Source organism: Microbacterium aerolatum, from assembly GCF_007988825.1.
Lineage (GTDB): Bacteria > Actinomycetota > Actinomycetes > Actinomycetales > Microbacteriaceae > Microbacterium > Microbacterium aerolatum.
The window spans coordinates 117,310-130,794 of sequence record NZ_BJUW01000003.1 but is presented as its reverse complement, the minus strand read 5'-3'; the positions used below and the strand labels follow the sequence as shown (position 1 = coordinate 130,794).

The following is a 13,485-nucleotide window of genomic DNA, read 5'->3' as shown; positions in this document are numbered from 1 at the left end:
GCCCTCTCAGTCCTGCGCGTCCAGCCAGCGGGAGACCTCGACGGACAGAGCCGTCGGCGCATCGAGTTGGATGAGGTGCCCGGCGCCCTCGACGATCGACAACGACGAGCCGGGGATCAGTGACTGCAGCCTGCGCGCCCGGTCGACCGGGATCCACGTGTCGTCGGCTCCCCACACGATGTGCGTCGGCTCGTCGATCGTCGGATAGAGGTGCTCGATCTCGTCCGTGTACCGCTCCTCGGCCTCGGCGATCTGCCGGTAGAACGCCGGCTGGCCCAGTGACCCGGTCCACGGTTCGACGAGCATCGCGAGGTCGTCGTCGCGCAGCCCGCGGTGGCTGGCACCGCGGATGTACGCCTCGATCGCGCCGCGATGCACTGCCGGCGGCAGCTGCGCGAACACGTCGGTGTGCTGCTGGACGAGGGTGAAGAACGGCGAGCCCCATGGACTAAGCGCGACCACGTCCACCAGGCACAGCGAGCGGTAGCGTGCGCCGTGCAACGTTCCTGCGCGCAGCGCCACCGCGCCACCGAAGTCGTGCGCGACCACGTGCGGGCGATCGAGCCGCCACTCCTGGAGCAATGCGGCGAACAGCTCTCCTTGAACGCCGAGATCGACGGCGTGGGCGGCATCCTTCGACGACTGACCATAGCCCGGCATGTCCCACAGATGCACAGTGAACCGCGACGAGAGCGCGTCGGCGAGTGGCCGCCAGAGCGCCGACGACCACGGCGTGCCGTGCAGGAGGACGAGCGCGGGCCCGGAGCCGAGTCGATCCCACGCGACCGTACGGCCGTTCCACTCGAACGTCTCGCGCAGCGTGTGCATCGGCATCCTTCCTCGGATCACTTGCCGCCGGGAGGGCCGACGGCCAGCAGTATGACGTACAGCGCCACGACCGCGACGGCGATGAGCGCGACCAGCAGCCAGGCGCGGTTCAGGAACCACCGCATGAGGCGGTCGTACCAGGTGCGATCCTGCGGGTGGTCGCTCGCTTCGAGACGCCACTGGCCGGCGAGCCGTCCAGTGCGGTGCAACCAGATCTCCATCGGGATCGTCGCGTAGGGAACGACAGCGCTCGCGACCGCGAGGATGCCGACGCCGATCGACCAGCGCTGGTTGAACGCGACGAGGATCGCGTTCGCACCGTAGGCGAGGAACACGAACCCATGGATGCCGCCGCCGATGGTCACCACGATTCCGGGGGCTCCGACGGCTCTCGCGATGAGAGCGGCGATCAGGATGGTCCAGGTGATCGCCTCGGCGATGGCGAGAACACGGTACAGGCGGGCAGGGGTGCGGAACATCGCGCTCCTTGTTCGGGGGTACCGCTCCACGGTACGCGATCGTCCTATCAGCGCCCGCGCAGCGCCGCGTCCAGCAGCTCGGTGAGCGGACGCGGCATCCGCTCGAGAAGCACCGCGTCGATCACGTCCGCCGCGAAGCGGGCCTTGCGCCCCGCCGCCGTGCCGGCGAACCGGTGCAACTGTTGCTCGATCGAACGTCCACGCTGCGCAGGCTGCCCCTGGAACACCCGGAAGCGGGTCAGCTCGCCGCGCGCCGCGAGCGTCTCGAGAATGATCTCTTCCCCCGCCGCCCGGATCACCTCGTCCTCGAGGTCACGCTCGCATCCGAAGAATCCGGCGGTTCGCAGATCCGCCGTGCTGTCGTCGATCAGGCCGACGTCGCGCAGCACCCCTCTGACGTAGCGCTCCTCCGCGCCGTCGTAGAGGCCGAGCACCGCAGTGCGCCCGTCCGCCTGGAGCGATCGCAGCTTTCCACGGAGGTTCGTGATGCCGCCGAGTTCGACGAGCTCGACAGCATCCAGCCCTGCCTCCCGGCGGCGCGCGAGTGCTCGGAAGGCGAGGATGTCGCTCCGGCCCTCGAACAGCACGACGCTCGGCGGCGGGCGGTGCCGGCAGACATGGGAAGACCCTAGCGCGCGGTGCGCGGCCGCTCGAGAGGCGCGAGCGTCGTGGCATCCGCACCTGCCCTGACCAGCCGCTCGCGCATGGCGCGCGCCGCGATCTCGTAGGGTCGGTCATCTCCGTAGAGCAGCGACCGGGCGTTCGCCTGCTCGTAGAGTGCAGGGAGTTCGAAGGCGAGTGCCTCGATCCCGGCTGCATCCAGGGCGAGCTCGCCGGCCTCGGCGGCGTACCGCACCTGCGCCTCGATGTAGCCGTACCAGTCGGACATCGCCGCGCGCACGGCGTCGCGCACCGGGCCCGGCTTGGAGTCGACATCGGCGCTGACAGCGGCGAAGAAGCACCCGCCGGCGAAAACCCGCGTGCGCGAGTACTCGATGAGGTGATCCATGAGGGTCACGAGGCGGGGCAGACCCCGCGGCTGCTCGCGGGCGGGGTCCACCACGACCGCCATGAACACGGCGCGGCCGGCGTCGACGGTGGCCAACTGCAGGCCGGCCTTGTTCTGGAAGAGGCCCGCGATGCTGCTCTTGCTGTGCCCCGACTCCTCGGCCAGGCGTCCGATGCTCAACCCATCGAGCCCCTCGACCGAGACGAGATCGGTCGCGAAGGTCAGGACCGCACGACGCGAGGCGTCGCCGCGGGCACGACGACCGTCGACGCCTTGCGCGGCCTCGGCCGTGATCGAATCCGACATGCCCCTAGTCTACGAACGATCGTTCAGATAGTCTATGCACGATCGTTCGTATAAATAGGAGCATCATGTCGACATCGATGAACCTCGCCGCAGGAGGCGTCCGCCTCGTCGCCGCTGCGTCACCCGCGCTCGGGGGTCGCATCGCGCTCCCCCTCTTCTTCTCCACGCGCCCGCGCATGCGAGTACGCCCCGACGACGAAGCCACGCACCACGCCGCGAGGCGCGACGTCATCCACGTGCACAGCCGAGCCGTGCACGCCTATCAGTGGGGAACGGGCACGCGCGCCGCGCTGCTCATGCATGGCTGGCACGGACGGGCATCCCAGTTCGCGACCCTGGTGCGCGACCTCGTCGCCGACGGCTTCCGCGTGCACGCGTTCGACGCTCCCGCACACGGCGACTCCCCCGGTGCCCGCACTGACGCGCGAGACTGGATCGCCACCGCGCAGACCCTCGCCCGGGACGAGGGTCCGTTCGACCTCGTCGTCGGGCACTCCTTCGGAGCCTTCGCGGCCCTTGCGGCGGCCCGGGACGGCGTCGACGCGAGGCGCATCGTGTCCATCGCCGGAGCCGGCGGAGTGGATGCCTTCCACACCCAGTTCGCGCGCACGATGGGCCTGTCGACGGCGGCGCAGGCCGCGTTCGAGGCCGCCTTCTACCGCCGACTCGGGATGGACCGCGCCGAGGCAGATGCCCGCTTCGACTCGCTCGCCCATCCCCTGCCGACCGCGACCGAGCTCCTCGTGATCCACGACGCGGGCGACCGCACGCTCGATGCCGACAACTCCCGCGCCCTGCATGCCGCGCACGGTGAGCGCTCGCGCCTAGTGCTCACGAAGGGGCTCGGGCACAACCGGCTCCTCGTCGCCGACGAGGTGCTCGACGCCGTGCTCGCCTTCGCGGCCGGCGGGGTGCGGGCGGTCGGCATCCGCTCCTCGGGCACCAGGACCGGGCTGAGCCGCTGAGAGGGCCGCGCGGAATAGCCGGGGTGGCTGACCGGTTCCCAGAATCATGAGCCTCGTCGTATCACCGCCGCGCGCCGCCGCACGGGAGGATGCCCTGGAGCGATTGCTGGGCGACATCGCCGTCAGCGTCCACTCCCAGCAGCGCATCTTCGCACCCGTCGACGAGATGGTGGCGCTCGAACCGGACGCGCTGTCGCTGATCTACGTGCTCGCAGGCTCGGTCCGCGTCCTCGGCGACGACCGGCTCCCCGACGAGTTCACCACGGGTGACGCGCTGCTCAGTTCGGGCCGGTCCACGGCGACGCTCCGCGTCCCGGCGGGCTCGCGGGTGCTCGTGTCGCGCCTCGGCCTCGCCGAAAGCGCCGCGCACCTGGGCACACTGCTCCCACCGATGGCCTGGATCCGCGGATTCGACGAACTCGAGCCTGCGGCGGCCGCCCTCGCGCAGCACATCGGCGTCGAGGTGCCGGACAGGCACGTCGAGCGCGACGGCGACATGGTGATCTGCCGGATGATGGCGACGATGCTGGTGCAGTCGATGATCCGGGCGTGGGCGGCGCTCGGCTGCGCGCCGGCGGGCTGGCCCTCGCGCACGGGCGACCTGTTCCTCGACCGCGTCCTCGACGCCGTCGGCGACGACCCTGGTCGCGAGTGGACGGTCGAGCAGATGGCTTCGGTGGCCGCGCTGTCGCGTTCGGTCTTCGCGGAGCGGTTCCACGCCGCGCTGGGGCTCTCACCCGTGAGCTATGTCACCGAGGTTCGGATGGAGACGGCGAAGGGGATGCTGGATGCCGGCTGCTCCGTGTCCGAGACGTCTCGCAGCCTGGGCTACAGCTCGGACGAGGGCTTCAGCCGCGCGTTCCGGCGGGCGACCGGAGTGACGCCGTCGCGCTGGCGGTCTCGAGGGCGAGCGCCGGTTCCGGCCTGAGCGACCGGGCCGCCTCCCGGTCAGCCGCGCGCCCGGTTCGACGCTCCGAACAGCGCGGCGCCGGCCACCAGCGCCGCGGCGCCGAACACGTACGACGGCTCGACCCCGATGCTGTCGACGAGGATGCCGCCGACCGCTGCCGCGACCATGATCGAGGCCTGGAACCCGACGACGACGAGACTCCCGCCGGCCTCCAGGCGGTCCGGCATCCTGTGCCCGACCCAGGTGTTGACCACGAGCAACCAGGACGCGAAGAAGAAGCCCCAGACGAACACCGCGATCCCGACTGCGAGCACCGACCCGGACAGCAGGATGGTGACCAGGACGGTCGCGGCGATCACGGCAGGTGCCAGCACCGCCAGGAACCGGAACGACCGGTCGACGATCAGCCCGATGGTGAGGTTGCCGACCAGGCCGCCGACGCCGAACAGCGCCAGCAGCACGACGATCGTTCCGGCGTCGACCTCCGGCATCCGCTCCAGTGCGAGACGGATGTAGGTGTACGCGAGGAAGTGCCCGAGCACGACCAGCACGTGGCCCGCGAGGCCCAGCCCCACGCCGGGACGGCGGATCGTGTCGAGCAGCAACCGGAAGCTCGACACCTGAGCCGCCGGCACGGGCGGAAGCATCGTGCGCAGCGCGATCGCGAGCAGACCCGTCACGATGCCGGCGAGCGCGAACACGGCACGCCAGTCCAGCGCCTCGCTCAGGATGACTCCGACCGGGACGCCGGCGACCGTCGCGAGCGACGTGCCGGCGGACGTGAACATGACGGCTCGGCCGAGCCGTTCGGGTCCGGCGATGCGAGCGGCGACCGTGATCGACATCGACCAGAACGTGCTCAGCGCCGCTCCCAGCAGGAACCGCGCGAGGAGCACGAGGATGAGGTTCGGCGCGATCGCGACGATGAGATTGGATGCCGCGGCTGCGAGCGCCATCCACACCAGCAGTGCGCGCCGGTCCACGCGCGGGAAGACCATGCCGACCGTAGGGGCGACGATCAGCCCGACCAGCGCCGTGACGGTGACGGTCTGCCCGGCCTGACCCGGAGTGACGCCGAGGCCGTCGGCCATCTCCGTGAGCATCCCGTTGGGAAGGAACTCGGCCGTGACGAGGAGGAAGCTCAGCATCATCACGACGATGAGCGCTCCGTACCGGATGCGTTCGGCGGGGCCCGCTGCGGCGACGGGGATGGGCGCGGTCGTTGTCATGGTTCCACATTCGCAGGCGTACGGATGCCGCGCCCGATCTCTCGTCCGCGGCATCCGACCGATCGTCCGGGCGGAATCGACCTACTCGGTCTCTGGACAGGCCTCGTGCACGCGCCTATGCTCGCTTCTGCGCCGGGATGCCCCGGAAGAAGTCCGCGAGAGAGGAGCTGTGGCATGAACGCTGTCGTTGTCGCGCCTCTCGCCGACCACCTTCCCCTCGAGGCCGCCCGCTCCTGATCCGCGCGTGGCCTCCCTTCCGGAGCAACCACCGTGACTGATCCCTTCGCGTCCTTCGACGCATCCGTCCCGTTCGATACCTCGCACTCCTCCGACCCGTCGCTCGAGTTCGATGAATCGATCACCTTCGCCGACGTCGATCCCGGTGAGGACCAGCGCTGGTCCACCTGGCCGGCGATCACACCGTCCGAGCGCGGGCCCGCGCCGTGGCCCGACTGGGTCGTGACCTCCGCCGGGGCGATCGACACCGAACTCGGCGTGCTCAAGACCGGCAAAGAGGCGGACGTGTTCCTCATCGAGCGCGCCGTCCCGGACAGCCCCGCCGAGCGCACGCTTCTGGCGGCCAAGCGGTATCGCAGCCCCGAGCACCGCAGCTTCCACCGATCCGGCATCTACACCGAGGGGCGGAGCGTGCAGAAGTCCCGCGACGCCCGCGCCCTGGCCAAGAAGACGGCGTTCGGTCGCGAAGTGGCGGCGGCGGAGTGGTCGTTCGCCGAGTTCGACGCGCTGAGCCGCATGTGGCAGCTGGGCGCACCGGTTCCGTATCCGGTGCAGGTCAACGGGACGGAGCTGCTGATGGAGTTCATCGGCACGGATGCGACCGCCGCTCCCCGCCTCGCGCAGGTGCGCGGCGACCGGGCCGTACTCGCCGACTGCTACGCGCAGATCGTCGCGATCATGCACGTCTTCGCGGGCGCCGGCTTCGCGCACGGCGACCTGTCGCCCTACAACCTCCTGGTACACGACGGACGCGTTCGCGTGATCGATCTGCCGCAGATCGTCGATATCATCGCGAATCCGCAGGGTCTGGATCTGTTGCACCGCGACTGCGTGAACGTGTGCGAATGGTTCGCGCGGCGCAGGGTGGAATGCGACGCGGAAGACCTGTTCGCCGAGCTCATGGCGGCGTCGTACGCGTGAGGACGGCAGGTGCGCCCGGCGCGCCGCCACCTGCCGTTCACCCGACGAGGCCAGACTTCGAAGCATGAGTGCCCCCGAGAACAGTGCTGCTCCGACGCCCGAGGGGACCGCGAACAGCGGCGCCGTCGCCGTGATCGGCCTGGACCTGCGCGGCGAGACGCCCGCCCCGAAGAAGCAGGTCTACTCGTGGGCGCTGTGGGACTGGGCGACGCAGCCGTTCAACACCGTCATCCTGACGTTCATCTTCACCGCGCTGTACCTGACCACCGACGCGTTCCTGCCGCCGGAGATCGCAGCACTCGATCCGGAAAGCGGTGCCTACAAGGCCGCCGAGGCCGGTCTCGCCTCCGGGCTGGGCCTCGGGTCGACCATCGCCGCGCTGGCGATCCTCGTGCTCGCGCCGGTTCTCGGACAGCGCGCGGATGCGGCGGGCCGGCAGAAGCTGTGGCTCGGGATCGGCACCGGTGCGCTCATCCTCTGCATGTTCGGCTTGTGGTTCGTCGAGCCCGCGCCCGCGCTGTTCTGGGTGGGCGTCGCACTGATCTCGGCGGGATCGGTGTTCGGGGAGATCGCTGCCGTGAACTCGAACGCCATGCTCATCGGCATCGCGAACCCGAAGACCGTCGGGAAGATCTCGGGGCTGGGGTGGGGCTTCGGCTATATCGGCGGCGTCGTCGCCCTGGTGATCGTCATCGTCTTCTACGCGATGGACTGGTTCGGCCTGTCCGACGAGGGGGGCCTGCCGTTCCGGCTGATCGCTGTCGGCTGCGCGGTGTGGGCGATCATCTTCAGCATCCCGATCTTCCTGAACGTTCCGGAGCCCTCGCTGGGTCGCCCCGAGCGCAGGGTCGGGTTCTTCCGCTCGTACGTGCTGCTCACGAAGGACGTCATCAGCCTGTACCGCTCCCCCGAGACCCGGCCGACGTTCTGGTTCCTGCTCGCCAGCGCCGTGTTCCGCGATGGGCTCGGCGGCATCTTCGCCTTCGGTGCGATCATCGCCGGGCAGGTGTTCGGCTTCAAGTTCCTGGAGCTGGCGATCTTCGGCATCGCCGCGAACCTGATCGCGGGCCTGTCGACGATCCTCGCCGGCCGGCTCGACGATCGCTTCGGCCCCAAGCGGATCATCCTGGCGGCGCTGGGCGCGATGATCTTGGCCGGGCTCGCGGTGTTCCTCCTCGTGGATGCCGGCACCGTGGTGTTCTGGATCGGCGGCCTGCTGCTGTGCGCCTTCGTTGGACCGGCGCAGGCGGCATCCCGTTCCTTCCTGGCACGCGTGACCCCGGCAGGACGCGAGGGCGAGATCTTCGGCCTCTACGCGACGACCGGACGCGCGGCGAGCTGGATGGCGTCGGGCGCCTGGACGCTGCTGATCGTGCTCACCAGCGCAACGGCGTTCGGCATCCTCGGCATCGTGCTCGTGCTGCTGATCGGCTTCCTGCTGCTGCTTCCGGTGAAGGCGCCGCAGGAGGCCTGAGGCCGGTTCACCCCCAGTTGTCGGCGAGCTTTCCGAGCAGCCGGGCGAGCTCGCCCTTCTCCTCGTCGGTGAATGATTCGAGCGCCTTCGAGAGCACCTGACGCCGCTCACCGCGCATGCCGCGCGCGATGCGACGCCCTTCGTCGGTCAGCGCGATCCGCGTCCGACGGGCGTCCTCGGGGTCGGCCTCGCGCTGGACGAGTCCTCGCTGGACACCCTGCTGAACAAGTCGTGATGCGCGCGGCTGATCGACGCCGATCGCCTCGCCGAGGGCGCTGACGCTGAGCGGCTCGGATGCTGTGGCGAGAGCATCCAGCATCCGGATCCACGCCGGTCCGCCCAGACGCGTTCCGGGAGCTCCGGGACCGCCTGCCCATGGAGGCATGCCGAATCCGGGGCGATGACCGTGAGGATGCCCCTGCTCGCCGTGCGGGCCGTGACCGTGACCGTGCGGGCCTCCGCCCGGCATCCGGCGTCCGCGCAGACGCGACAGCGCGTGCGCGATGGCTTCGGCGGGATCTGGATTCTCGGTGCTCACACGATCAACTTTACATGCGAGTTGACATGCATCCAGATTCCATGTCACACTACATATACATGCATAGTTACAAGCAAAGGACTTCCCTTATGAACAGCACTTCTGAAAATGAGCAGACACCCCGCCCGTTTGGTTACTGGCTGAAGGCGGTCGACCGACTGATGGCCGCCGAGTTCGCCACCGCCTTCGAATCCTTCGGGGTCACGCGTCGCGACTGGCGTCTCCTGAACCGCATCGACGGCACCGTCGACGGCGGCACGGGCCCGATCCCGGTTCACAAGCTCGGTCGGCTCATCGAGCTCGGCTGGGTGACGGATGCCGATGGCACCTGGATCCTGACCGACGAGGGCCAGGACGCCAAGGAACGTCTCGGCGCGATCGTCGACGGCATCCGCGCGAAGGTCACCGACGCGGTCCCCGCGGACGATCTCGCCACCACGATTGCGACGCTCGAGCAGCTCGCTCGTGCGTTCGGCTGGGACGAGAACACGCCGCTCCCCCGGGGCCGTCGTCACCGTCACGGATCCGGGCCTCACGGTTCCGGACGCGGTCACGGTCACGGTTTCGGTCCGCGCCACTTCGGCCGGCACGATTTCGGCCCGCGCGGGTTCGAGCACGGCGACTTCGAGCACGGCGGCTTCGAGCACGGTGGGCACGCCCGCGGGCACGCCGGCCACGGCGCTCCGGGCTTCGGCGAGCGCGGCTTCGGCGAGCGCGGCGACTGCCGTCACGACGAGCATCCGTTCGCTCACGGTGAAGGGCGTGGACGTCACGCGCCTCACCAGCACGGCCACCACGGCCGGGCACGCTTCGCACGCATGGCGCAGGGCGCCTATGAGCGCGGGTTCGACGCCGGATTCAGCCGGGGTCGCGGCGAAAGTTGACCCGCCTTCCGGGAGCGGTGATGCCGTATGAGAACGGCCGGTTATGAGCGTTCATAACCGGCCGTTCTCATACCGGCTTGAGTGTCTACCGGCTGAGGGTCCGCGAGCGCGCTCTCAGCCCGGCAACCCGAGGAACACCATGAAGCCGACGGCCCCGAACAGCAGCACGGCAAGGCCGCTGTAGATCGCGATCGTCCATCCGCGATAGGCGTGCCCCTCGGCGGTGCCGGGTTCAGCGGTCGGCGCGACATCCACGTACGAAACCGCGGGAGCGCTCGGAACGGCCTGAGCTCGTTGCGCAGCGCGGCGGGTGGCCGGTCGCTCCTCGACTCGTGCGGCGGGTGCTTCCCCTGTTGCATCCTCATCGAAGACCGGTGCCGGCGGGATCACGGGCTCCTGGGTGACGGCTGCCGGAATCGGCAGGTCACCGCCCGCCTCATGGAACGACGGCGGCTCCGGAACCTCGAAGTCCGGCACCGCCTGCTCCTCTGGGGTCAGCGCGACCGGAGCGGCGCCTTCTTCCTCCGGCGCAGGCGCCGCAGGCGCAGCATCCATCGTCGGTTCTGGAACGTTCTCGGTTTCGTCGCCGGTCACGCCTCGATACTACGACCGCGCGGCGCGCGAGTCACGGATCCGGTCAGCCGCCGACCGACCCGGTGTCGACGGTGCCGACGTCGGTGCGGTGGAAGTTCTGGAACGAGCGGGATGCCGTCGGCCCCCGCTGGCCCTGATAGCGGTTGCCGTAGGGGCCGGAGCCGTAGGGGTTCTCCGCGGCCGAGGTGAGGCGGAAGAAGCAGAGCTGCCCGATCTTCATGCCGGGCCAGAGCTTGATCGGTAGCGTCGCGACATTCGCGAGCTCGAGAGTGACGTGGCCGGTGAAGCCGGGGTCGATGAAGCCCGCGGTCGAGTGCGTGATGAGGCCGAGGCGCCCGAGCGAGGACTTGCCCTCCAGACGCGCGGCGATGTCGTCGGCCAGCGAGACCTGCTCGAAGGTCGCGCCGAGCGCGAACTCCCCGGGGTGCAGGATGAACGGCTCGTCGGGCTTGACCTCGATCAGGCGGGTGAGCTCGGGCTGATCCTCGGCGGGGTCGATGAACGGGTACTTGTGGTTGTCGAACAGACGGAAGTACCGGTCCAGACGCACGTCGATGCTCGACGGCTGGATCATCTCCGGCTCATGCGGGTCCAGCCCGATCCGGCCGGATGCGAGTTCTGCCTTGATATCGCGGTCGCTGAGAAGCACGCGTTCAGCCTACTGGGGTGATCACGGGGCCCCTCGCGTTTGTTATGCTGGCCAGACGCCGCAAGGCCTCGGGACTGTAGTTCAATGGTAGAACTTCTGCTTCCCAAGCAGATAGCGCGGGTTCGATTCCCGTCAGTCCCTCCACAGGATTATCCCCAGGTCACAGCGGCTTTCCATCGGCCGCTAGTTCCAGCCGGAGCACCGCCTCCAGGCCCGGCCGTGCCTTATCCGTGCCCAATGCCCCCGTCAGCACCCCGCGTCATGGCTAGGCTCAAGCCGTGATCCTCGCCAATGCCGCCGCGCAGACGCCCTCCATCGACCCCACGATGCTCGCGTTCCTCACCATCTTCGGCGCGGCCGCGGTAACCGCTCTCGCCGGGTTTGGCCTCGCCGTCTGGCAGTCGCGCCGGGATCACCAGCGCTGGGTCAGAGAGCGCCGCTATGACGGCTTCACCCGCATCCTGGCCCTCGCAGAGCGATACTCCCGCCGCCGCTCCGAAGGTGAGGAGATGAAGGCGCGCGCCGAGGCCCTTCAGGCTTCGGCAACGACGGGCGACCCATCCGTGGCGCAGGAGTTGCACGACCTGGCCGACGACATGGCGCGCATCGTCGAGCAGGTGGGTGCCATCACGGAGGAACTCGGGGACGTTGCGACCGCGCTGGAAATCCTGGGACCAAACCACGTGCTCGAAGCGCTAAACGCGTTCACGGACACGTTCCCCGGCGACGACGACGACGCAACCGAACAGGCGAAAGACGCCTTCGTGATCGCCGTGCGGCGCGCCCTCAACATCAAGGCGTAGCCGAGCCTAGGTTCCCGGCAACTCCAGCCGCAGGACGGCTTCAAGCCGGGAGGATCGTCCAGCGATGGCCCCTCCAGCGAGGGCATCCATGGCCTCCGCGAGGACCGCGCTCCGCTCCTCCGCGGCGTGCTGGTAGATGAGCGCGGCGCGTGCGGTGCGGTGCCCGGCGCGGGCCATGAGTTCCCGCGTGGTGCCACCGGCCTGGGCGGCCGCGGTGAGGCTGGCGTGCCGGAGGTCGTGCACGTGGAACTGCCCCAGGCCGACGCCGCGGGCCGCCTTCCGCCAGGCGTGCCCGAGTGCGTTTCCGGTGATGGCCTGGCCATCCCGGCGGGGGAACAGCGGCGACTTGGGAAACCCGGTCGTGCTGGCCAGGTAGGCCTCAACCTCCGCGGCGATGCTGGGCGGGAGCACCACAGTACGCGCCTCCCCCGTCTTCGTGGGCGTGATGGTGCTCTCCCCGCGGACGTAGATGCGCTGGCGCTCCACCCGGAGGGCCCCGTTCGCGTAGTCGCCCCGCTGGAGCGCTTCCAACTCCCCCACGCGGAGATGCGCGCCGTAGGCCACCCGGACGGGCAGGTGCCACTTCTCCGGCATGGCCCCGACGATGGTAGCCAGGTGCTCCGGCGAGAGGTACGGGCGCTCCGGATCGTTGACCTGCCCGGCCCCCTCGATCTGGCAGGGATTCTCGCTGATGAGCCGGTCCTTGACGGCGGCGTTGAGGATGGTGCGGAGGAGGCTGTACGCCTGGCGGAGGCGGGCCTCTCCGGTGGCCCCGGGCCGGTTCTTGACGGCCTTCTGGAGCGCCTTCCGGGTGCGGGTGTACCAGGCGCGCACGTCCGCCGGGGTGATGGCGGAGAGGGCGCGGGCCTGGAGCGGTTCCAGCGGCCCGGCGAGCAGGTCCTCGTAGAGCGCCTGGGTCTTGGCGGCGAGCCGTCCGCGGGTGCCGCCGTTGGCGATCCACTCCGAGGCGTAGGGGCCGAAGGGTTGGAGCCCGGCGCGGTGGTCCCGGTACGTGCCCCGCATCCGATCCGCGCGCACGGTGGCCAGGTGGTCCTCCGCGGCGTGCTTCGTCTCGAATGTGCCGGGGGCCGTGATGCGCACTCCGGCAGCGTCGTGGTAGCGGGCTTGCCAGCGCCCGGAGGGCAGTTGCCGGACGGTGCCGAAGGACGCTCGCGTGGGCTTCCTGGTCCGCTTCTGCGCCGGTGCCATCATGTCCCCTTTCGTGGGGGTGTCATCATGTAACCCCCTGATCAGAGGGTCATTCTGCCCTCCGCATACATGCTACGCTAGCCGGACAAGCACGGGCCACCGCGGACCCGGAATACAGCGAACAGGCCCCGCCCCAGCCTTGGGAACGGGCCCCACGGGAGAAGGACTCCCCTCGTCAATCCACACGGATTCACACCGAGGAGGTCCCCATGAATCCCACCGCTGAACTGGCCGCACAGCGCGCCACCGCTCCGGCGACCTACAGCCTGGACGAGACGGCCGCCATCGTCGGCCTACCGCGCTCCACCACCTACGACGCCATCCGGCGCGGCGACCTGCCGAGCATCCGCATCGGCCGCCGCCTCCGCGTGCCCGCCGCGCAACTGTGGCGGCTCCTCGACGGCGAGGCCTGACCATGGCGCTCCACAGGGACGAGCACATTGAAGCCGC

The 13,485-nt window shown here is 69.7% G+C and carries 16 protein-coding genes and 1 tRNA gene; 8 read left to right on the top strand and 9 right to left on the bottom strand.

Features of this window, described 5'->3' with window-relative positions; genetic code table 11:
- Positions 1 to 6: 6 nt before the first annotated feature.
- From MAE01_RS04420 to MAE01_RS04405, 4 genes are read right to left on the bottom strand one after another with little or no spacing between them, the layout of a single operon-like run.
- Positions 7 to 828 carry an alpha/beta fold hydrolase gene (locus tag MAE01_RS04420; RefSeq protein WP_147038336.1) on the bottom strand — a complete coding sequence of 274 codons (822 nt, stop codon included), beginning with the start codon at positions 826 to 828 and terminating at the stop codon, positions 7 to 9.
- 17 nt (positions 829 to 845) lie between these two features.
- Entirely contained in the window at positions 846 to 1,307 is a 462-nt protein-coding gene (locus MAE01_RS04415) for a DUF3817 domain-containing protein (protein ID WP_147038335.1), read from the bottom strand.
- Positions 1,308 to 1,354: 47 nt separating this feature from the next.
- Positions 1,355 to 1,894, bottom strand: coding sequence for an ATP-dependent endonuclease (locus MAE01_RS04410; RefSeq protein WP_147038334.1), 540 nt, complete (start codon positions 1,892 to 1,894; stop codon positions 1,355 to 1,357).
- A 41-nt stretch (positions 1,895 to 1,935) separates the two neighbouring features.
- Entirely contained in the window at positions 1,936 to 2,622 is a 687-nt protein-coding gene (locus MAE01_RS04405) for a TetR family transcriptional regulator C-terminal domain-containing protein (RefSeq protein ID WP_147038333.1), read from the bottom strand.
- Between the two features lie 65 nt (positions 2,623 to 2,687).
- Between MAE01_RS04405 and MAE01_RS04400 the strand changes: the two genes are divergently transcribed.
- Together MAE01_RS04400 and MAE01_RS04395 are read left to right on the top strand one after the other, a co-directional pair.
- Complete coding sequence (locus tag MAE01_RS04400) at positions 2,688 to 3,587, top strand: alpha/beta hydrolase (RefSeq protein WP_147038332.1); 900 nt, start codon at positions 2,688 to 2,690, stop codon at positions 3,585 to 3,587.
- A 46-nt stretch (positions 3,588 to 3,633) separates the two neighbouring features.
- On the top strand, positions 3,634 to 4,515 hold the full coding sequence (locus tag MAE01_RS04395; RefSeq protein ID WP_186806116.1) for a helix-turn-helix transcriptional regulator: 882 nt from the start codon (positions 3,634 to 3,636) through the stop codon (positions 4,513 to 4,515).
- Between the two features lie 20 nt (positions 4,516 to 4,535).
- Here the strand turns inward: MAE01_RS04395 and MAE01_RS04390 are convergent, their stop codons facing one another.
- The gene (locus MAE01_RS04390) at positions 4,536 to 5,726 is read right to left on the bottom strand and encodes an MFS transporter (protein ID WP_147038331.1); all 1,191 of its coding nucleotides are present in this window, start codon (positions 5,724 to 5,726) and stop codon (positions 4,536 to 4,538) included.
- A gap of 270 nt (positions 5,727 to 5,996) precedes the next feature.
- On the opposite strand from MAE01_RS04390, the gene MAE01_RS04385 reads away from it, so the two are divergent.
- Positions 5,997 to 6,884 (top strand): serine protein kinase RIO, encoded by an 888-nt coding sequence (locus MAE01_RS04385; RefSeq protein WP_147038330.1) that lies wholly within the window; start codon positions 5,997 to 5,999, stop codon positions 6,882 to 6,884.
- A gap of 64 nt (positions 6,885 to 6,948) precedes the next feature.
- Complete coding sequence (locus tag MAE01_RS04380) at positions 6,949 to 8,358, top strand: MFS transporter (protein WP_147038329.1); 1,410 nt, start codon at positions 6,949 to 6,951, stop codon at positions 8,356 to 8,358.
- Positions 8,359 to 8,365: 7 nt separating this feature from the next.
- On the opposite strand, the gene MAE01_RS04375 is transcribed toward MAE01_RS04380, so the two are convergent.
- On the bottom strand, positions 8,366 to 8,896 hold the full coding sequence (locus tag MAE01_RS04375) for a MarR family winged helix-turn-helix transcriptional regulator (RefSeq protein WP_229718105.1): 531 nt from the start codon (positions 8,894 to 8,896) through the stop codon (positions 8,366 to 8,368).
- Between the two features lie 89 nt (positions 8,897 to 8,985).
- On the opposite strand from MAE01_RS04375, the gene MAE01_RS04370 reads away from it, so the two are divergent.
- Positions 8,986 to 9,780, top strand: a complete 795-nt coding sequence (locus MAE01_RS04370; protein ID WP_147038328.1) for a MarR family winged helix-turn-helix transcriptional regulator — start codon at positions 8,986 to 8,988, stop codon at positions 9,778 to 9,780.
- 114 nt (positions 9,781 to 9,894) lie between these two features.
- Here the strand turns inward: MAE01_RS04370 and MAE01_RS04365 are convergent, their stop codons facing one another.
- Complete coding sequence (locus MAE01_RS04365) at positions 9,895 to 10,374, bottom strand: hypothetical protein (RefSeq protein WP_147038327.1); 480 nt, start codon at positions 10,372 to 10,374, stop codon at positions 9,895 to 9,897.
- A 43-nt stretch (positions 10,375 to 10,417) separates the two neighbouring features.
- Positions 10,418 to 11,023, bottom strand: coding sequence for a dCTP deaminase (dcd, locus tag MAE01_RS04360; protein ID WP_147038326.1), 606 nt, complete (start codon positions 11,021 to 11,023; stop codon positions 10,418 to 10,420).
- Positions 11,024 to 11,093: 70 nt separating this feature from the next.
- Here dcd and MAE01_RS04355 point away from each other — a divergent pair.
- Positions 11,094 to 11,167, top strand: a tRNA-Gly gene (locus MAE01_RS04355).
- Positions 11,168 to 11,301: 134 nt separating this feature from the next.
- Positions 11,302 to 11,826 carry a hypothetical protein gene (locus tag MAE01_RS04350; protein WP_147038325.1) on the top strand — a complete coding sequence of 175 codons (525 nt, stop codon included), beginning with the start codon at positions 11,302 to 11,304 and terminating at the stop codon, positions 11,824 to 11,826.
- A 6-nt stretch (positions 11,827 to 11,832) separates the two neighbouring features.
- Here MAE01_RS04350 and MAE01_RS04345 read toward each other — a convergent pair whose 3' ends face one another.
- Positions 11,833 to 13,035: a tyrosine-type recombinase/integrase gene (locus MAE01_RS04345; protein WP_147038324.1), complete on the bottom strand. Its 1,203-nt coding sequence runs from the start codon at positions 13,033 to 13,035 to the stop codon at positions 11,833 to 11,835.
- Positions 13,036 to 13,244: 209 nt separating this feature from the next.
- Here MAE01_RS04345 and MAE01_RS04340 point away from each other — a divergent pair, with 209 nt between their 5' ends.
- Positions 13,245 to 13,448, top strand: coding sequence for a helix-turn-helix domain-containing protein (locus tag MAE01_RS04340; protein WP_147038323.1), 204 nt, complete (start codon positions 13,245 to 13,247; stop codon positions 13,446 to 13,448).
- The last annotated feature ends 37 nt before the right edge of the window (positions 13,449 to 13,485 follow it).